Below are 19,296 nucleotides of genomic sequence, written 5' to 3'. Positions count from 1 at the left end.
ATGCTATCTTGCCGCATGAACCCCGATTCCATGGAAGCACCGTCTCCGATCAACTCCCTGCACCGTCGCTACCTGCTGTTCCTGGTAGCCGCCATCACGCTGCTGTTCCTCTGGATGATCAGCGACTTCGTGATGACGTTGTTCCTGGCAGCCGTATTCAGCGCCATGTCGCAGCCGCTCTTCCGGTTCAGCACGCGGCTGACCCGCGGCAGCGAGTCCTGGGCGGCCGTTGTGACGCTTCTCATCCTGTTTTTCGGCGTGGCGTTGCCCCTGTTCGGGTTCCTGATCCTGGTGGCCAACCAGGCCGTCGAAATCAGCCAGCTCGCGCGGCCCTGGGTGGAGGGGCAGATTTCCGATCCCGGGGCGCTCACCGATCGCCTGGAGGCCATCCCGTACATCGGCGCGTTCATCCCGGACCATGAGATCATGATGGCCAAGTTCAGCGAATTGGCCTCCTCCACCGGCTCCCTGCTGGCCGACTCCGTGGTGGGCCTCACGCGTGGCACCATCAATTTCTTCCTGCAGCTGTTCGTGCTCCTGTACGCCATGTACTTCTTCCTGAAGGACGGCGACGAGATCCTGGACCGCATCCTGTTCTACAGCCCGCTGCCCCGTGAATCGGAAGCGGTACTCGTGGGAAAAATGGTATCCGTGACGCGCGCCGTCCTCAAGGGCTCGCTGGTCGTGGGTGTCGTGCAGGGCGGACTGGCCGGACTGGCGTTCCTGGTCGTGGGCATCCCGGGTTGGGCCTTCTGGATGACCATCATGATGCTGCTGTCGGTCATCCCGGCCATCGGATCGCCCATCGTCTGGATTCCCGTATCCATCATCCTGTTCGTGCAGGGCTCCTTCTGGACGGCCCTCCTGTTCACCGTGTGGTGTGCGGCCGTGGTGGGCAGCGTGGACAATTTCCTGCGCCCCATCCTGATTGGCCGTGACACCAAGATGCCGGATCTGCTGGTCCTCATCGGTACCATCGGCGGCATCGTGCTCTTCGGCGTGCTCGGGTTCATCATCGGCCCCATCGTGGCCAGCCTCTTCCTGGCCATCTGGTTCCTTTACGGCGAGACGTTTTCCCGGGAATTGGCCGACTCGTAGATATCCGCGATCTCTTTCAGTTCGGCGCGTGTGTTCGATGCGGCGCGCAGGATATCCAGCAGGAAGAGCACTACACTGGCCAGCGCAGACAGCGCTACGACCAGCATGAGTTCTTTCAGGTCACGGGCGGACGTCGACAGGAACAACACCAGCCCGCTGGCCGCCAGCGAAATGGCGATCGAAATGGCCGCCAGGAAAATGGATGCCTTGAGGATTTCAATACGCGTCACCAGTTTGTGGATCCGGTCGGGGTGACGCCGGATGAACAGCTGGCGCGGCGACTGCTCGTCACCTGGCGCATAGCTGTTCACGATGTCCAGGGCGCGCGTGGTCAGCGTCGTGAACCGGTTCGTCAAGACCAGCAGGAACAGGCTCATTCCGGACACGAAAAAAAGCGGGGTGAAGGCAATTTCGAGCGTTTCCATGGACCTGAACGGGGGTATTGGCCGGCGGCCGAATTGGGACGATAATCCGCAATATAACCTGTGCCGTGCCGTTCGTGTCGGATTGCCGGCCACACTGTACATTCCCGCATGGGCATGAAACAGCACATCGAGTCCACGTCGGTGGGGACCACCCTCGGCTTCTACCTGTGGCGGGGAGGATTGCTGTTTTCGGCTGCCTGGTTGGCCTGGGAGGGCTTCGAGCGGGGCTGGCGGTTGTTCATTGCCATAGGCGTCCCGGTGCAGATCACGGCCGGCGTTCTCCTCTTCGTCCTGGGTGCCGTGCTGCTCCTGGCGTCACTCATCGTGGAGCGCATATTCGATGCCCGCGCCGAACGCGGCCTGAAGGACCTTTGAGTATGGACGAACCGAAGACCCTTTATCCTTCTCCTCGGCCTGCAACCATTCTCCGGGGCATCCGAACACTGGCTGTGGCCCTCATGACGCTGGGTGTGCTGCTCGTCGTTTCGTACAGCATAAGCCCCCTGCGCCTGGCCTGGCTCTGGTTCCGGCAACTGCCGGTGCCGCTGCAGATCGGCCTGGGTACGGCAGGATTGGGGCTCACGATCCTGACGGTGTCCCTCTTGATGGAACGCCGCGCTGATCGATCCACCGAAAGCAACTTCAACGACCCATGAATATCTACAACACGTCCGACATCGCGGGGTATCGCATTGTGGAAAGCCTCGGCCTGGTCCGCGGCAACACCATCCGCGCCAAACACATCGGCAACGATATCCTGGCGGCGCTGCGCAACCTGGTGGGCGGCGAAATCAAGGAATACACGACCATGCTCACGGAAGCCCGGAACCAGGCCCTGCAACGCATGATGCAGGAGGCCGAAGCCAAGGGTGCAGACGCCGTGGTGAATGTGCGTTTCGTGACGAGCCAGGTCATGTCGGGCGCCGCCGAACTGCTGGCCTACGGAACCGCCGTTAAGATTGAACCCCTGAGGTGAACGAGCTGAGAAACGCATCCTGAACAATCCGAATTGAGCCATGAACCTGTTTCCTGACGCGGCCCGACGCTACCCGGCCCTCCTCCTGCTCCTGGCATCCATCGTGGCTGGGCCCCGCGTCGCTGAAGCCCAGATCCCGGACACCTTCACGAACCTCCAGGTGCTCCCGGAAGACATCGACCGGGACGAACTGGTCGGGATGATGCGCGACTTCACGTTCGCGCTCGGCGTCCGGTGCACGCATTGCCACGTGAACAACGGGACGTCGTTTGCCGATACGGATTTCGCATCGGACGAAAAGCCGGAAAAGGAAACGGCTCGCTCAATGATCCGGTTGCTGGCCCAACTCAATCAGGAGATGCTGCCGGCGCTCTCCACGCGGGGCACGCCGCCTGTGACCATGACGTGCAAGACCTGCCACCGTGGGGTCACCCGTCCGTTCCTCCTGTCACAGGATCTCATCCTGACGGCCCACGAACAGGGTGCCGATGCCATGGTGGCCCGGTATCGTGAACTGCGCGAACAGTACGAAGTCGCGGGCGCCTACGATTTCCGGGAGCAGGAAACGAGCGAGGCCGCCGACGACCTGGCCGAAGACGGGCTGACGGCGGAAGCCATTGCGCTGCAAGAACTCAACGCGGAATATCATCCGGAGTCCACGGCCATCTGGTCGGCGCTCGGCGCGCTGTATACCGACGCGGGGCGCGTGGACCATGCGATTGCTGCCTACGAGCGGGTGCTGGCCATCAACCCGCGTGCCCGCGGCGTTCGGGAGCGTCTGGATGCACTCAGACAATAAGCAGGGGCAATAAGCAAAACGTTGCGGCAGTAAGAGTCGCAGGATTTTCGTTGATTGGGGGGTCCTGGTCCCCACCCATCCACCCCGGAATTCCCATGTCGTTTCTTTTTGTCCGCCGGCCGTCGGTCCGGGCGCTCCTGCTGACCGCCCTGATTGCCGGATGGGCTTCCCTCGTGTCCCTGCCCGCCCATGGGCAGGACGGCGCGGAGTCGGATGCTGAAGTCGCCATCCCCGCCGACCTGGACGCCCGCGTCGTGGAATGGCGCCGGCACATCCACGAGAACCCCGAACTGTCGAACCGGGAGTTCAAGACCGCCGCGCTCGTCGCCGGGCATTTGAGAGGCCTCGGATTGGAGGTGCAGACTGGAATCGCCCATACGGGCGTGGTGGCCTACCTGCGCGGCGCCCATGACGGCCCGACCATCGCGCTGCGCGCCGACATGGATGCGCTGCCCGTCGAGGAGCGCGTGGACCTGCCGTTCCGCTCCCGCGTGACGAGCGAGTACCGGGGCGAGGTGGTGCCCGTCATGCACGCCTGCGGCCATGACACCCACGTGGCCATGCTCATGGGCGCAGCCGAGGTCCTCGCCGCCGCGCGGGAGCAGCTGCACGGCACCGTGAAGTTCATTTTCCAACCGGCCGAGGAAGGCCCTCCGCCCGGGGAAGAAGGCGGCGCCGCGCTCATGGTCAAGGAGGGCGTCATGGACGATGTGGACATGGTCTTCGGCCTGCACATCCAGGCCAGCACACCGGTCGGCGTCATGACCTACCGTCCAGGTGGGCTCATGGCGGCCGTGGACGATTTCCGGGTGGTCATAAAGGGGCAACAGGCGCATGGATCGGCACCCTGGATGGGTGTGGACCCCATTGTCACGGCGGCCCAGATGATCAACAACCTGCAGACGGTGGTCAGCCGGAGCCTTGAACTCACGAAGGAAGCAGCAGTCATTTCGGTCGGATCCATCCATGGAGGCGTCCGCTCGAACATCATTCCGGAGCAGGTCGAACTGCTGGGCACCATCCGGACGCTGGACAACGACATGCGGGACCGCCTGCATGCGCGTTTGCGGGACATCGTGGCCCACACGGCCGCTTCCAACGGCGCGACCGCCGAGCTGGAGCTTCCCTACACGAACCACACGCCGCTGACCTACAACGACCCGGAACTCACCGCGCGCATGCTGCCAACCCTGCAGCGCACGGCCGGCGCCGACAACGTGGTGGAGATCGACGCCGTGACCGGAGGCGAGGATTTTTCCTTTTTTGCCAACTCTGTCCCGGGTCTGTATGTATTCATTGGGGGACGGGCACGCGATATACCCGATGGCGTGAGTGTCTCGCACCATACGCCGGATTTCCGAATAGAAGAGGACGGCATGCAATTGGGCATGCGGACCTACGTGAATGTGGCCCTGGACTACCTCGCACCGACCGATAACCGCTGACCCTTGAACCCATGCGTTTACTCTACTTCTGCTGCCTTTTGACGTTTTCGGTCGCCCTTGCGGCCTGCCAGCCGCCCGCCGATCAGGCCGTCATGGCACCCCCGGCCGAGCTCGAATTCCTGGGAGGCGACAACGCCGAACTGGACCTGCCGTTTTCGGATGCCGTCCGTGTGGGCAACCTGCTGTTCCTGTCGGGTCAGGTGGGCACGAAGCCGGGCACGTTCGAACTGGTTGAGGGCGGGACGATGGCGGAGGCCCGTCAGACCCTGGAGAACATCAAACGGGTCGTGGAGGCGAACGGATCGTCCATGGACCAGGTCGTGAAATGCACGGTCATGCTGGAAGACATGTCCGAATGGGGTGCCGTGAACGAGGTGTACCGCGAGTTCTTCCCCGACCGGAAACCGGCCCGGAGTGCATTCGGAACGAACGGGTTGGCCCTCGGCGCATCGATGGAAATCGAGTGCATTGCGTATGTGCAATGACACGTAGCATCCCCCTCTTCCTGCTCCTGGCTGGCGGCCTGCTTGCGGCATCTCCTGAAGCCAACGCACAGGCCAACACAGCCGACGCGCCCGGCACCGCTGGCATTGCCGACACGCCCTACCGCAGCCCCCTCCCCATCCGGATTGAACGCGTGGAGGGTCCCATCACGTTGGATGGCCGCGTCACCGAACCCGCCTGGGATGCGCTGACCCCGCTCCCGTGGTACGTGTACGACCCGTCGTATGGCGCCCCGAGCACGCAGAACACGGAATTCCGGGTGGGATTCGACGATGACTTCCTGTATTTCTCGTGCCGGTGCTTTGACACCGAGCCGGACAAGGTCTAGGCCACGTCCTACAAACGGGACACGTGGGATGCTTCGTTCGATCAGGTGGCCATCATCCTGGATACGTTCAACGACAACGAGAACGCGGTCATGTTCATCCTGTCGGCGAGTGGCGCCCGGACGGATCTGGCCGTGCTGTCCGATGCGCAGGGCGACAACCCCTTCAACATGTCGTGGAATACGTTCTGGGACGCCGAAACCGTGATTGATGAATCCGGCTGGCAGGCCGAAGTGCGCATTCCGCTCACGAGTCTCCGGTTCAATGCCGACACGGACGCGACCACCATGGGCTTGTCCGTGTATCGCCACATTCCCCGTGCCACCGAGATGCACATCTACCCGGAACGTCGCAGGGACTGGGGATTCTGGTCGTTTTTCAAGCCATCGGTGGCTCAGGATGCTGTTTTCGCCGGGATCCAGTCCCGGAAGGCGCTCTACATTACGCCCTACGCCATCGGGGGCGTGACCCAGGACCACGATCTGAACCTCCCGGGCACCGGTTATGACCGGAACGATGCGTTCTCCCGGGATGTCGGGCTCGACCTCAAATACGGCCTGACGAACAACCTGACGGTCGACCTGACGGTGAACACGGATTTTGCCCAGGTCGAGGCGGACGACGCGCAGGTGAACCTGACCCGGTTCTCCCTCTTCTTTCCGGAGCGACGGCTGTTTTTCCAGGAGCGCAATGCCAACTTCGAGTTCAACATGGGCGATTCGAACCGGCTCTTCTACAGCCGGCGGATAGGCATTGACGACGGCAACATGATTCCCTTGCTGGGCGGTGCCCGGCTGGTGGGCCGGCTGGGCCGGTGGGATCTCGGGGCGCTGACCATGCAGTCCGCCCGGCATGACGGCTCGCCGTCCGAGAATTTCGGCGTCGTGCGCCTGCGTCGGCAGGTAATGAACCCGAACTCCTACGCCGGCGGCATCCTGACCACGCGGTTCGACCGGGATGGCGGACAGAACGTGGCGCTCGGCGCGGACGGTATTTTCCGACTGACGGGTGACGAATACGTGACACTGAACGTTGCACACACATTCGACGAGGAGACGGATGCAGGGTTCAACGCCATGCGCTTTCGGCTCTACCTGCGGAGCGAGCGGGAAACGGGCCTGTCCCACGGACTCGACATCCACCGCTCGGGTCGCGATTACCGCCCCGACCTGGGCTTCGAATTGCGGGACAACTATACGCAGATTTCCACACGGCTGGGATACTACGGCGTTCCGGATGAGGAGGGCCGCTTCAAACTGTGGCAGATCCGGGGATGGAGCGACTGGTACGGCAGGAATGCCGACCGGTCCACGGAAACGTTCGAGGTGAACACCCTGGGACGCATCCAATCGTGGGCCGAGCATGATTGGCAGCTGACCCTGACCACCACCTACGACGACTTGCGGGAGGAATTCGAACTGGCGGACGACGCCCGGATTCCGGTGGGCGCCTATACCTTTCTGTCCGGAAAATTGCGGTGGGAATCCCCCTCCTATCGGTTACTCCGCACGGAAACCACGCTGGTTGGCGGTCAATTCTACGACGGCACCCGGATGGGCGTATCGACCGGTCCGACCTGGACCCTTTCGCCGGTCGTGACCCTGTCGGGTACGTACTCCTTCGACCGCGTGGACCTGCCGGAACGGGACCAGACCTTCACGGCTCACCTGGTGCGCCTCAAGGCGCAGTTCACGTTCAACCGGGCGTGGACCTTCTCGTCCTACGTCCAGATGACCACCGCGAACGATGCCGCGGTCGCCAACCTCCGGGTCCGGTTCAATCCCAAGGAGGGCCAGGATTTCTACCTCGTCTACAACGAGGGGTACAACACCGACCGGTTCGACCGCAACCCGGTCCTGCCGTGGTCAGAGACCCGCACGCTGCTGCTGAAATACTCCCACACATTCATCCGTTGATGCGGCAAGGTTGAATTCCCGCGCCGGGCGAAGTAAATAGGGCGTACTTCATGCAATCCACGCCACCCAACCCAAGGCGCCCATGACCATCAGTGCCCGGCTCTCCATCATGATGTTCCTCCAGTTCTTTGTCTGGGGGGCGTGGTACGTCACCATCGGCAACTACATGACGGCCATGGGGATGGCCGATCTGACGCACTGGCCGTACACGGTGAATCCCATTGCTGCCATCGTGGCGCCGTTCTTCCTGGGGCTTGTGGCCGATCGGTATTTCGCGGCCGAGAAAGTGCTGGGTGTACTCCACGTGCTGGGGGGTATCGTCATGCTGTTGACGCCCGCCACCACCGGCAACCCGACCCTGTTCATCGGCATGCTGCTGGCCTACAACCTGTGCTACATGCCGACGCTCGGGCTCACGAACACCCTGGCCTTCCACAATATCACGGACCAGGAGAAGCAGTTTCCGCTCATCCGGGTCTTCGGGACCATCGGCTGGATTGCCGCCGGGCTCTTCATTTCCTTCGTCCTGGTGGGCTTTGCTCCCGAGGGCATGAAGCCCGACGAAACCGCGCTTCCGCTGTACACGACCGCCGTGGCGTCGGTCCTGCTGGGCCTCTACAGTTTTTCGCTGCCGAATACGCCTCCGCAGGGACGCGGGGAGCCGATGTCGGTGCGGGCCATCCTGGGCATCGATGCGTTCCAGACTCTCAAGGGCCGGCCGTTCTTCGTGTTTTTGGCCAGTTCCTTCCTTTTGAGCATCCCGCTGGCGGCGTACTACAATTTCGCCCCCATCTTCGTGAATGCGAGCGGCGTCGAGAACGTGGCGGCCACGCTCAGCCTGGGCCAGGTGTCCGAAGTGGTGTTCATGCTGCTCATGCCGTTCTTTTTCCGGCGGCTCGGTGTGAAATGGATGCTCCTCGTGGGCATGGGCGCATGGGTGCTCCGTTACGCGCTGTTCGCGCTGGCAGCCCCGGACGGCCTGTTCTGGATGATTGCCTTCGGCATCCTGTTGCACGGCGTGTGCTACGACTTCTTCTTCGTGACCGGCCAGATCTATGTCGACAAGAAGTCGACCGCCGCCATCCGTGGCCAGGCGCAGGGCATGCTGGTGCTGGTCACCTACGGACTGGGCATGTTCATCGGCGCCCAGGTGGCCGGGAACGTGTTCAACACGTTCCTGGACGGCGCGACCGCGCTCGAAGCCACCGAGTGGGCCTCGTTCTGGTGGATTCCCGCCCTGTTTGCGGGCGCCATCATGGTGCTGTTCGGACTGCTGTTCAATGACAAGGTCGATACGAGTGAGGTGAAGGTATGATGACCCGACGCGATTTCGTGCGGCGCTCGGCGGGCGCCGTCATCGGGGCGAGTGTGTTTCCGCTGGCGTGTGGAGGGCAGACCTCCACCGGAACGTCAGCCGCCGCCGGCGCGGCCGCCCAGGACCCGATATTCCGGATTTCCCTGGCCGAGTGGTCCCTGCACAAGGCGCTCTATGCCGGGGAGTTGACCAACCTGGACTTCCCGCGCGTGGCCCGGGCCGATTACGGGATTGATGCCATCGAGTACGTGAACGGGTTCTTCAAGGACAAGGCCCGCGACACGGCCTACCTGACCGAACTGAAATCCATCTGCGAGGGCGAGGGCGTGACGAGCGTCCTCATCATGTGCGATGGCGAAGGGCGGCTCGGCGATCCGGATGACCTCGCCCGGACGACGGCCGTCGAGAACCACTACCGGTGGGTGGAGGCGGCCAAGTTCCTGGGATGCCACTCCATCCGCGTGAACGCCGCAAGCGAAGGCGACTATGCAACGCAGCAGGCGCTGGCCGCCGACGGCCTGCGCCGCCTGGCTACCTTCGGCGCCGAGCATCAGATCGGCGTAATCGTGGAAAACCACGGCGGCCTGTCTTCCAACGGCGCCTGGCTGGCAGGGGTCATGGAGCAGGTGGACCACCCCAACTGCGGCACGCTCCCGGACTTCGGCAATTTCCGGATTGCGGAGGGCGAATGGTACGACATCTATCAGGGCACGGAAGAACTCATGCCCTACGCCAAGGCCGTCTCGGCCAAGAGCCACGACTTCGACGACGCGGGCAATGAACGCGACAAGGATTACGAACGCCTCATGCGGATTGTCCTGGATGCCGGATACCGCTCGTACGTCGGCATTGAATACGAAGGCACGGAGCGGCCGGAGCCGGAAGGCATCCGGTTGACCAAGGCCCTGCTGGAGCGCATCCGCGAGACCCTCACCCCTGAATACACCTGAACATCATGACGCGACTTCTTCTTTCCACGGTGCTGGTGGCCATGGCCGGCTGCGCTGACGCATCGAACGAAACTTCCAACGGAATGGACCACTCCACGATGGTGCAGGGCGATACCGAATGGATCACGCTGTTTGACGGAACCTCGATGGACGCCTGGCGGGGCTATCAGCAGGAAGCCATGCCCGCGGGCTGGATGATCGATTCGACGGGTGCCATGGTGGCGCACGACCCGGGGGCCGGCAATGATCTGGTAACCCGCGAGACCTTCGCCGACTTCGAGCTGGAGTTCGAGTGGATGGTCCCCGCCGAGGGCAACAGCGGCGTCATGTTCCGCGTGACCGAGGACAACGATTATCCGTGGATGTCCGGGCCGGAATACCAGGTGCTGGATGACATGCACTTCTCGGACGGCGAGCCGAACAAGAACAGCGCCGGATCGAACTACGATGTGCATGTGCCGTCCGTCCGGGCCAACAAGCCGGCCGGCGAGTGGAATACGGCGCGGCTCGTGGTGGACGGCAACCACGTGGAGCACTGGCTGAACGGGCAGAAAGTCGTGGAGTACGAGCTGCATTCAGAGCAGTGGGTGGCCGACCGGGATGCCAGCAAGTGGGCCCAGTGGGCGGAAACGTACGGCATGGCCGGCGAGGGCTACATCGCATTGCAGGGGGATCACACCTCGGTGGCGTATCGCAACATCCGCGTAAGGCGGCTTTAGACCCCCTCGGATATGGATGCCATCGTCCTGGACCACCTGCACGGGGTGCATCGCGGCACGCGTACGCGTCTCGATGAATCCGTGGAGTTGATAGGTACCGGGGCGAACGCCACCATCCACTTCCCGGCCCGGCTGGCACCCCAGGTGCACGAGTTCCACGGAACGCTCACGCGCCAGGGGGATGACTACCTGTTCGCCGTCGAGCCGGCGGCCGTGGTGCGCGTGAATGACCGGCCGTTTTCCGGGGGGATGCTCTCCGACGGCGACCTGATCGAGCTTGGCGAGGGCGGACCGATCATGCGGTACCGGCATATTCCGGTAGACCGGACGACCACCTTCAAGTCGCTGCGCGATGTGATGTCCGATACGGTGGATGCGGCGCGCATCCGCTCGACGACGCCGGCGGGCGTGGCTGCCCGGATTGCCACGGAACTGCCCATTGAAATGATTGCCCGGAGCGCGCCGGGGACACGCGTGGTGTCGGCGGTGCTCCTGGCGCTGCTGGTGGTGGCCGTAGCGTGGCTCGGCCTGCGTACGCTGCAGATTGAACGGGCCATTTCGGACCAGTCCGTCGAATTCGCGGAGGCCCTGAGCCTGTTCCGGCCGGAGGGATCCGTCAGCACCGAGGAACTCCAGCGGTTGCGGGACGACCTCCAGAGCACGTCTGAACGGCTGGGCGCCATTGAGAACACGTCGATGGGCGCCATCCTGGAGCGGGTTTCCGGGTCCATTGTGTTCGTGCAGGGCGCGTACGGGTTCCGCGATCCATCGGGTCGGGAACTCCGCCTCATGCTGGATGCGAACGGCAACGTGCTGCGCGATCCCCGCGGGCAACCGCTGGCATCGCCCACCGCCGAGGGCCCGGTGTTCACCCAGCAGTATACCGGAACGGCATTCGTGGTATCGGGCGAGGGTCTGCTGGTAACCAACCGCCACGTGGCCATTCCGTGGGAGTTCGATCCGGCGGCCGCCCGGGCCATGGAATCGGGGTTGACGCCCTTCATGCACCGCCTCATCGGGTATGTGCCGGGACGGGGCGAGGCTTTCGACGTGACGCTGGCGACGGCCTCCGATGTGGCCGACGTGGCCCTCCTGCGGTCGGAGCTCGACAGTACGATGGCGCCCCCCATTCCATTGGCCGAGGCAGGCCCTGCGCTGGGTGACCGGGTCCTGGTCCTGGGCTACCCGACGGGCATCCGTGCGCTCCTGGCCCGGACCGATCCGGTCTTTGTCAATGCGCTGCTGGACAGGCGGCCGCAGCCGGACTTCTGGGACGTGGCAGCAGCGCTGTCGGACGGCGGGCACATGGGTCCGTTGATTTCAGAGGGCATTGTCGGCCAGATCACGTCGGCCGCCGTGGTCTACGATGCGGCAACCACGCACGGGGGCAGCGGCGGACCGGTGCTCAACGCCCAGGGCGAAGTCGTGGCCGTGAACGCGGCCATCGTGCCTGAATTCGGCGGCGCCAACCAGGGCGTGCCGGTCAGCGAAGTGCGGAAACTGCTGCCCTGAACCGTCGCTCAGTTGGTCACATGGCGGAAAACTTCCGTGCGGCCCTGGCCGTCGAACGTGACCACGTCGTAGTCGTCGTAGTTGGCCGGGTCACCCTGCTCCATGCCGGGCGATCCGATGGGCATGCCCGGCACGGCCAGGCCCAGAACGGCCGGTCGCTCGACCAAAAGACGCGTGACGTCCTCGGCCGGAACGTGGCCTTCCAGCACGTATCCGTCAATCAGCGCGGTGTGGCAGGACGACACGTTGCGGGTCACGCCGTGCTCGGCCTTCACCGTGTTCATGTCGTCGGTGTCGTGCACTTCCACCTCGAAGCCCGCATCCACCATGTAGTCGACCCATGTGGTGCAGCATCCGCATGACGGCGATTTGTAAACGACCATTTTGGTCTGGGCGGCTGAGGAGTCCACGTTGGTGAACAGAAGCACGGAAGCGACGGCCAGGAGGCCCAGGCTGAAAACGACGACGAGCAGCTTTTTCACGGGAAACGTCGGTTGGATTAGGGATTCGCGGCTCTTACGGCCGCCGGGCGAGCAGGTTCGCAGAAGACACGTATCTTTGGCCCACATAACCCACCCGGAGCCTGCCATGACTTCTTCTGCCTGTTTTCGCACCCTCGTCCTCGCCGCGATGGTCGTCGCCACCGGATGCGGCGCACCGGCCGATCCTGCGTCCCCGGCCGTGCCCACCCTCGCCTGGGAAACCCAGTACGAGGATTCGACCGCGTTATTCATTGGCCTGCATGCGGTTGATGCGCAGACGGTCTGGGTGGCCGGTACCGGCGGCCGCGTGGGTCGGACGGTGGATGGCGGGACCACATGGGACATCAACGTGGTGCCCGGGGCCGATTCGCTCCAGTTCCGCGACGTCCACGGGATTTCGGCGGACGTGGCCTATGCGCTCACCATCGGCAACGGCACGGATTCACGCATTTACCGGACGGATGACGGCGGCGCCACCTGGAACGTGTCGTTCCGGAACGAGGACCCGAACGCCTTCTTCGATTGCCTGTCCTTCTGGGATGCGGAGCGCGGCTTTGCGTTCAGCGACAGTTTCGAGGGCGAGTTCACGCTCATGCGGACCCTGGATGGCGGCGCTTCCTGGAGCCGCCTGGATCCGGCGACGGTTCCCGATGCGCGCGAGGGCGAGGGTGCCTTCGCCGCGAGTGGGACCTGCGTGGTGACGCGACCGGGCGGACTGGGCTGGTTCACGACGGGGGCGTCGGGCGTGGATACGCGGGTAATCCGGACGACCGACTACGGCGATACATGGGAAGAAACCGTGTCGCCCATTCCCAGTGACGCCGGAACAGCCGGTATTTTCTCGCTGTCCATGCATTCCGACTCGAACGGCATGATCTTCGGCGGCGATTTCGGACAGCCCGATTCCGTGTTTGCCAACGCCGCCGTGACGGACGATGGCGGCGCGACCTGGGCGTTGGTCGGGTCGGCGCCGCTGGGCGGATCCATTTTCGGCGGATCGGCCATACCGGGCCTTGGTGGCGCGTACATAGGCGTTGCGCCGACGGGATCGGCCTGGACGCTGGACAACGGCGCCACCTGGACGCGCATCGATTCCACCGCATTCTGGACGGTCCATTTCCACGGCACGGATGCCGGCTGGGCGGCCGGTCCGGGTCGGATTGCACGGGCCGTGGTTCGTAACTTGGGGGGATGAACGTTTCCCTTGGCCACCTCTTTGAAGAACTGCCCTATGCCCGCCTGTTGAAGGATGTGGGCCGGGTGGCCCGATCCCTGTCCATTGACGTGTACGCGGTGGGCGGCGTAGTGCGAGACGTTCTGTTGAACCGACCGACCACGGACATCGATTTCGTGACGGTCGGGCCGGATTCGGGCATCCGCCTGGCCCGCGCCGTGGCGGACGAAATCGGCGGTGTCACCGCCAACGTGTACCCCAATTTCGGGACCGCAGGCATCCGGGCGCGGGGACTGGTACTGGAGTTCGTGGCGGCGCGGAAGGAATCCTACGCCCGGGACTCCCGCAAGCCGGACGTGGAGGCCGGCACGCTGGAAGACGACCTCTTCCGGCGGGATTTCACCATCAATGCGCTGGCCATCCACCTCTGGCCCGACCGGTTCGGCGAACTCGTGGATCCGCATGGGGGCGTGTCGGACCTGGGCAAGGGCGTGCTCCGGACACCCCTCGATCCCGTCACCACCTTCGACGACGATCCCCTCCGGATTGTGCGGGCGGCGCGATTCGCCGCCCAGTTGGCGTTTGAAATCGACCCCGACACCTTCGCGGGCATGGCGGATCGCGCCGCCCGCATGGACATTGTCAGTCCGGAACGCATTACGACCGAACTGCAGAAGATCGTGGCCTGCCGGACGCCCTCAGTGGGTTTTCGTCTGCTGTACGAGTGTGGCGTGCTGGGCCGCGTGTTCCCCGAACTCGTAGACCTGCAAGGCGTCGAGACGGTGGACGGCGTGCGCCACAAGGACAACTTCTTCCACACCCTGCAGGTGCTGGACAACCTGGTGGATGCCGTTGCCGACCGGCCGGCCGAAGACACCGAGTGGCTGCGCTGGGCCGCGCTGCTCCACGACATCGGCAAGCCGGCCACAAAGCGCTTCACGCCGGGGATCGGCTGGAGCTTCCACTCCCACGAGGAGCGGGGGGCCCGCATGGTGCCGGGCGTCTTTCGTCGCCTGCGCCTGCCGACGGACGAGCGCATGAAGTACGTCCAGAAGCTGGTGCGTCTGCATCACCGGCCCGTATCGCTGGTGGACGAGGATGTGACGGACTCGGCGGTGCGGCGCCTGCTGTTCGACGCCGGCGAGGAAATCGACGACCTCATGACGCTGGTCCGCGCGGACATCACGTCGAAGAACCCGAAACGGGTGCGCCGTTACCTGCGGGCGTTCGACAGCGTGGAGGAGAAATTCAGGGAGGTGGAGGAAAAGGACCACCTGCGGAATTTCCAGCCGCCGATTGATGGCCTCGAGATCATGGAAACCCTGGACCTGAAGCCCGGGCGCGCCGTGGGCGACATCAAGAATGCCATCCGCGAAGCCATACTGGACGGCGACATCCCGAACGAGTACGAAGCCGCACGCGCCTACATGATGCAGATCAAGGACGATCTCCTTTCTTGACCAGCCCGTGCGGCTCGGCTCAGCTCAGTCCTCCTCAACCTGGGGACGAACGTCCCAGGCGAGCATCTGCTCGATATCGGCGTAATCTTCCTCCCCATCCGCGTCGACAAACATATAGTCGCCGTGCTTCTCTTGCATGAGCAAGGAATTGCGCTTCCACTGCTGGCCGTCCTGGTCCACGAACGTGTCCGGGTACGGATTGTCTATCCGGTAGGAGGGATGGTATTCCTTGTACGTCTTTTCCGCTTCGTACAGGGCAGCCCGGCGGGCTCCAGCCTTTGTAACACTTGTCCCGGACACCTTGAACGGCGTAATGATGATCTCGGCCGTGACGTAACCGTCCTCGGGCTCGGAGTACTCGGGACGCATGACCTTGAAGTCTCCCGGGTGTGGATACGCGCTGCGCTCGTTTTGGTCCATGTTGTTGGCTGGTCTTCAGAATGATCAAGTCCACTTGTACCACGACATCGGCCATGTGTTCTTCCGGACGGACGGCAAGATCGCGTGAAGGCCTCATTTTGTGCTATGTCCGTTATTGTGCCTGAAAACGGGCTTTTTTGCACGCGTCCGGACCCGACGTGTGGATAACCCCCCAACCTCCGTGGAAGACAGGTCATAAGCCCTGATTCCGGGGCTCCCCCACACGCCCATATGTATGAAAAAAGCGGCTCTAAAGGGGGTGAAAACGCCACTTTGTCCATGATGCACCCAATATGAGGATGTGGACAATTTCTACTTGCAAAACGGTCAATCCCACGGTTTATTGGTAACCGCACCCACCACCGCCTTGTACGAAACGGTTTATGGATACCCCCCATAGACCGTTATTTTTCGGCGGCCCCCACGGATGCTCCCACCCTGAGATCTGCACGCATCAACCGTCATTTGCCATGCCCGAAGCCCGCACCTCCGAACTCTCCAAAGGACTCTCCATCGACCGCGTTTTTTCCACGGAAGGCCAGGACCCTTTCGACTCCCTTGCCTGGGACACACGCGACGCCGTCATCAAGAATCACACGGGAACGGCCATCTTCGAACAGAAGAACGTCGAATTCCCGGTCACGTGGAGTCAGTTGGCCACGAATGTGGTGGCCAGCAAGTACTTCTACGGGGAGCTTTCGAAGAACGGAAAGGACCCGTCCAAGGGCGGCCGTGAGCATTCGCTCCGCCAGTTGGTCCACCGGGTTACGCGGACCATTTCGGATTGGGGCACGGAGCAGGGTTATTTCGCCACGAAGGAGGACGGTGAGCGATTCTATGACGACCTGACGTGGCTGTGTGTCAATCAGTACGGCGCCTTCAACAGCCCGGTCTGGTTCAACGTCGGCCTGCATCACCAGTACGGCGTGAAGGACACGGGCGGGAAGACCATTTTCGGCTGGGACGAGAAGCAAGGCAAGGTGGTGCCGGTGGATCCCTACGTGCGCCCGCAGGCATCGGCCTGTTTCATCATTTCGGTCAACGACTCGATTGACGACATCTGGCAACTCATGGGCGAAAGCGCCCGGCTGTTCAAGTTCGGCTCGGGCGTCGGCGCCGATTGGTCGAAACTGCGCTCCTCCCGCGAAAAACTGTCCGGTGGCGGCACGCCATCCGGTCCGGTCTCCTTCATGAAGGTGCAGGATGCCACGGGCGGCACCATCAAGTCGGGCGGCAAGACCCGCCGCGCGGCCATCATGCAGACCCTGAAGGTCTGGCATCCGGACATCATGGAGTTCGTGGAGGCCAAGCAGGAGGAAGAGAAGAAAGCCTGGGCCCTCATTGAACAGGGATACGATGGATCGTTCAACGGCCCGGCCTACGGCAGCGTGGCTTTCCAGAATGTGAACCAGTCGGTTCGCGTAACGGACGAGTTCATGGCAGCGGCCGATGCCGGCACCGACTATGCACTCCGGTCCGTGAAGTCGGGGGAGACGGTCGATACGATGAGCGCATCGGCCGTCCTCGAGAAGATCTCGGAAGGTACGCACGTGTGCGGCGACCCCGGCGTCCAGTACGAGGACACCATCCAGAAATGGCACACCTGCAAAAACACGGATGCGATCAATTCGAGCAATCCGTGCAGTGAGTACATGTTCCTGGACAACTCGGCCTGCAACCTGGCCAGCCTGAACCTGCGCAAGTTCCAGGATGAGAACGGCGTGTTCGACGTGGAGCGCTTCCGCGCTGCCAGCCGGGTGTTCATCACGGCCATGGAAATCCTGGTCGACAACGCCGGCTACCCGTCGGCCAAGGTGGCCGAGAACTCGCATCTGTTCCGCCCGCTGGGTCTCGGCTTTGCCAACCTCGGCGCCCTGCTCATGTCCATGGGTCTGCCCTACGACAGCGACGAAGGCCGCGCCGTGGCCGGTGCCATCATGGCCATCGAGCATTCCGAAGCCTACGCCCGGAGCGCCGAAATCGCCGCGAACAAGAAGATCGGACCGTTCGACGGATTTGCGGAGAACCGCGAGCCGTTCCTGGAGGTCATGCGCATGCATCGCGATGCAGTGAACACTATTGATGCCAGCTGCCCGGAACACCTCCTGAAGGCGGCACACGAGTCCGCGGCCCGCATGGTCGAGCTCGGCGAGCAGTACGGCTACCGCAACGCGCAGTCCACGGTTCTGGCCCCGACGGGGACCATCGGATTCATGATGGACTGCGACACGACCGGCGTGGAGCCCGACATTGCCCTTGTCAAATACAAGCTGCTCGCCGGCAAGGGCGACGGCATGCTGAAGATCGTGAACCGCACGGTGCCCGAGGCCCTCTCGCGCCTCGGCTACAAAAAGAAGCAGATCCAGGAAATCCTGGCCTTCGTGGAAGAGAATGACACCATCGAGGGAGCCCCGGGCCTGAAGGACGAGCACCTGCCCGTCTTCGACTGTGCCTTCAAGCCGTTCAAGGGGACCCGCTCCATCCATCACATGGGGCACATCAAGATGATGGCGGCGACGCAGCCGTTCATTTCCGGGGCCATCTCCAAGACGGTCAACATGCCGGAGACGACCACGGTCGAAGAGATTTCCGATGCCTACACGCAGGGTTGGAAGCTCGGGCTGAAGGCCATCGCCATCTACCGCGAGAACTCGAAGCGCAGCCAGCCGCTGTCCACCTCACAGGGTGGCAACACCAAGAACAAGGAAGCGGTAGCGGCATCCGGCGACGGCATGGCCGGGGAAGAGCCGGAAGTCCGCATTGTCGAAAAGGTCGTGGAGCGGGTCATCCACCGCGCCGAGCGCCATCGCCTGCCCGATGAGCGTCCGTCCATGACGCACAAGTTCTCGATTGCCGGACACGAAGGCTATCTGCACATCGGCATGTATCCCGACTCCGGCATGCCGGGCGAGATCTTCATTACGATGGCCAAGGAAGGCTCCACGATCTCGGGATTGATGGATGCGTTCGCGACGTCCATCTCGATTGCCCTGCAGTACAACGTGCCGCTGGAAGACCTGTGCAACAAGTTCTCGCACATGCGCTTCGAACCGAACGGGTTCACGAACAACCGGCAGATCCCGATTGCCAAGTCCATCATGGACTACATCTTCCGCTACCTGTCGCTGAAGTTCCTCGGCATTCCGAAGGAGGAGCCGGTAAAGGAAGAGCCTGTGGCCAATGAGCCTGCGGTGGACCTGGAACAGATCGACATGTTCTCGGCTCCGAAGCAGGAGGTGGACCCACTGGTCGGCAACACGGTGGACCTGTTCCTGAAGCACACGTCCACGGAGACGACCACGGTCACGCATACCGAGACGGAGACGCTGACGTTCAACAACCAGGAAGATGCCCCTCCGTGCGCCAATTGCGGCAGCATCACGGTCCGCGCGGGGGCGTGCTACTCCTGCCCGAACTGCGGGAATACGTCCGGGTGCGGGTGAGTTTTGAGCGGATGATTTATCCGGTTTTGCGGCCGGCCCTCGCCTGCGGCTCACGAGGTCCGTAAAACCGGAAAATCACCGCTCGTGGAGTTATTCATAGAGGTGTATCGGAGGCCCCGAAAATCTGCGATTCCGCACCAATAAGGAGTTCCATGGAGATAACAAAAGGTCCGCAAAACCGGAAAATCACCGCTCGTGGAGTTATTCATAGAGGTGATTCGAGGGTTTTCGGGCATGGGGAGAACAAAGGCTCGGGTTCGTTGGATTTATAAGGACCAGGTTGGCCCAGGCCAGGGGCGGCCGAGAAAAAAAAAAAAACCAAACACACAAAA

19 protein-coding genes are annotated in these 19,296 nt (G+C 62.9%); 16 read left to right on the top strand and 3 right to left on the bottom strand.

Annotated elements, in window-relative coordinates; translation table 11 throughout:
* The first annotated feature begins 15 nt into the window (after window positions 1-15).
* A complete protein-coding gene (locus tag RIE53_07145) occupies window positions 16-1,098 on the top strand; it encodes an AI-2E family transporter (protein ID MEQ9104459.1) in 1,083 nt (360 codons plus the stop codon).
* Here RIE53_07145 and RIE53_07140 read toward each other — a convergent pair.
* Window positions 1,059-1,523 carry a DUF2721 domain-containing protein gene (locus tag RIE53_07140; protein MEQ9104458.1) on the bottom strand — a complete coding sequence of 155 codons (465 nt, stop codon included), beginning with the start codon at window positions 1,521-1,523 and terminating at the stop codon, window positions 1,059-1,061. The two genes, RIE53_07145 and RIE53_07140, sit on opposite strands and share 40 nt — an antisense overlap.
* Before the next feature lie 114 nt (window positions 1,524-1,637).
* Between RIE53_07140 and RIE53_07135 the strand changes: the two genes are divergently transcribed.
* From RIE53_07135 to RIE53_07080, 12 genes are all read left to right on the top strand, one after another.
* Window positions 1,638-1,898, top strand: coding sequence for a hypothetical protein (locus tag RIE53_07135; protein MEQ9104457.1), 261 nt, complete (start codon window positions 1,638-1,640; stop codon window positions 1,896-1,898).
* 2 nt (window positions 1,899-1,900) lie between these two features.
* Window positions 1,901-2,179, top strand: a complete 279-nt coding sequence (locus tag RIE53_07130; protein ID MEQ9104456.1) for a hypothetical protein — start codon at window positions 1,901-1,903, stop codon at window positions 2,177-2,179.
* Window positions 2,176-2,499 carry a YbjQ family protein gene (locus RIE53_07125; protein MEQ9104455.1) on the top strand — a complete coding sequence of 108 codons (324 nt, stop codon included), beginning with the start codon at window positions 2,176-2,178 and terminating at the stop codon, window positions 2,497-2,499. Before RIE53_07130 ends, RIE53_07125 begins: the two co-directional genes overlap by 4 nt.
* Window positions 2,500-2,539: 40 nt before the next feature.
* Complete coding sequence (locus RIE53_07120; GenBank protein MEQ9104454.1) at window positions 2,540-3,298, top strand: c-type cytochrome; 759 nt, start codon at window positions 2,540-2,542, stop codon at window positions 3,296-3,298.
* 95 nt (window positions 3,299-3,393) lie between these two features.
* A complete protein-coding gene (locus RIE53_07115; protein MEQ9104453.1) occupies window positions 3,394-4,743 on the top strand; it encodes an amidohydrolase in 1,350 nt (449 codons plus the stop codon).
* 11 nt (window positions 4,744-4,754) lie between these two features.
* Window positions 4,755-5,228: a Rid family detoxifying hydrolase gene (locus tag RIE53_07110; GenBank protein ID MEQ9104452.1), complete on the top strand. Its 474-nt coding sequence runs from the start codon at window positions 4,755-4,757 to the stop codon at window positions 5,226-5,228.
* Window positions 5,225-5,575 carry a hypothetical protein gene (locus RIE53_07105; GenBank protein MEQ9104451.1) on the top strand — a complete coding sequence of 117 codons (351 nt, stop codon included), beginning with the start codon at window positions 5,225-5,227 and terminating at the stop codon, window positions 5,573-5,575. The genes RIE53_07110 and RIE53_07105 overlap by 4 nt, the downstream gene beginning before the upstream one ends.
* A 45-nt stretch (window positions 5,576-5,620) precedes the next feature.
* Complete coding sequence (locus RIE53_07100; GenBank protein MEQ9104450.1) at window positions 5,621-7,489, top strand: DUF5916 domain-containing protein; 1,869 nt, start codon at window positions 5,621-5,623, stop codon at window positions 7,487-7,489.
* A gap of 82 nt (window positions 7,490-7,571) precedes the next feature.
* Window positions 7,572-8,804, top strand: coding sequence for an MFS transporter (locus RIE53_07095; protein ID MEQ9104449.1), 1,233 nt, complete (start codon window positions 7,572-7,574; stop codon window positions 8,802-8,804).
* Window positions 8,801-9,754, top strand: coding sequence for a sugar phosphate isomerase/epimerase family protein (locus RIE53_07090; protein MEQ9104448.1), 954 nt, complete (start codon window positions 8,801-8,803; stop codon window positions 9,752-9,754). The genes RIE53_07095 and RIE53_07090 overlap by 4 nt, the downstream gene beginning before the upstream one ends.
* 5 nt (window positions 9,755-9,759) lie before the next feature.
* Window positions 9,760-10,473: a DUF1080 domain-containing protein gene (locus tag RIE53_07085; protein ID MEQ9104447.1), complete on the top strand. Its 714-nt coding sequence runs from the start codon at window positions 9,760-9,762 to the stop codon at window positions 10,471-10,473.
* Between the two features lie 12 nt (window positions 10,474-10,485).
* Window positions 10,486-11,985, top strand: coding sequence for a trypsin-like peptidase domain-containing protein (locus RIE53_07080; GenBank protein ID MEQ9104446.1), 1,500 nt, complete (start codon window positions 10,486-10,488; stop codon window positions 11,983-11,985).
* A gap of 8 nt (window positions 11,986-11,993) precedes the next feature.
* Here RIE53_07080 and RIE53_07075 read toward each other — a convergent pair whose 3' ends face one another.
* Window positions 11,994-12,467, bottom strand: a complete 474-nt coding sequence (locus RIE53_07075) for a DUF411 domain-containing protein (protein MEQ9104445.1) — start codon at window positions 12,465-12,467, stop codon at window positions 11,994-11,996.
* Window positions 12,468-12,573: 106 nt separating this feature from the next.
* Here RIE53_07075 and RIE53_07070 point away from each other — a divergent pair, with 106 nt between their 5' ends.
* Together RIE53_07070 and RIE53_07065 are read left to right on the top strand one after the other, a co-directional pair.
* On the top strand, window positions 12,574-13,662 hold the full coding sequence (locus tag RIE53_07070) for a hypothetical protein (GenBank protein ID MEQ9104444.1): 1,089 nt from the start codon (window positions 12,574-12,576) through the stop codon (window positions 13,660-13,662).
* Complete coding sequence (locus RIE53_07065; protein MEQ9104443.1) at window positions 13,659-15,101, top strand: HD domain-containing protein; 1,443 nt, start codon at window positions 13,659-13,661, stop codon at window positions 15,099-15,101. Before RIE53_07070 ends, RIE53_07065 begins: the two co-directional genes overlap by 4 nt.
* Before the next feature lie 24 nt (window positions 15,102-15,125).
* Here RIE53_07065 and RIE53_07060 read toward each other — a convergent pair whose 3' ends face one another.
* Entirely contained in the window at window positions 15,126-15,521 is a 396-nt protein-coding gene (locus RIE53_07060; protein MEQ9104442.1) for a hypothetical protein, read from the bottom strand.
* 470 nt (window positions 15,522-15,991) lie between these two features.
* On the opposite strand from RIE53_07060, the gene RIE53_07055 reads away from it, so the two are divergent.
* On the top strand, window positions 15,992-18,964 hold the full coding sequence (locus RIE53_07055; protein ID MEQ9104441.1) for a vitamin B12-dependent ribonucleotide reductase: 2,973 nt from the start codon (window positions 15,992-15,994) through the stop codon (window positions 18,962-18,964).
* The last annotated feature ends 332 nt before the right edge of the window (window positions 18,965-19,296 follow it).

It is taken from the genome of Rhodothermales bacterium, from assembly GCA_040221055.1.
In the GTDB taxonomy this organism is placed as follows: Bacteria; Bacteroidota; Rhodothermia; order Rhodothermales; family UBA10348; genus 1-14-0-65-60-17.
The sequence above is the reverse complement of the archived record's forward strand: the minus strand, read 5'-3'. Positions and strand labels throughout refer to the sequence as shown.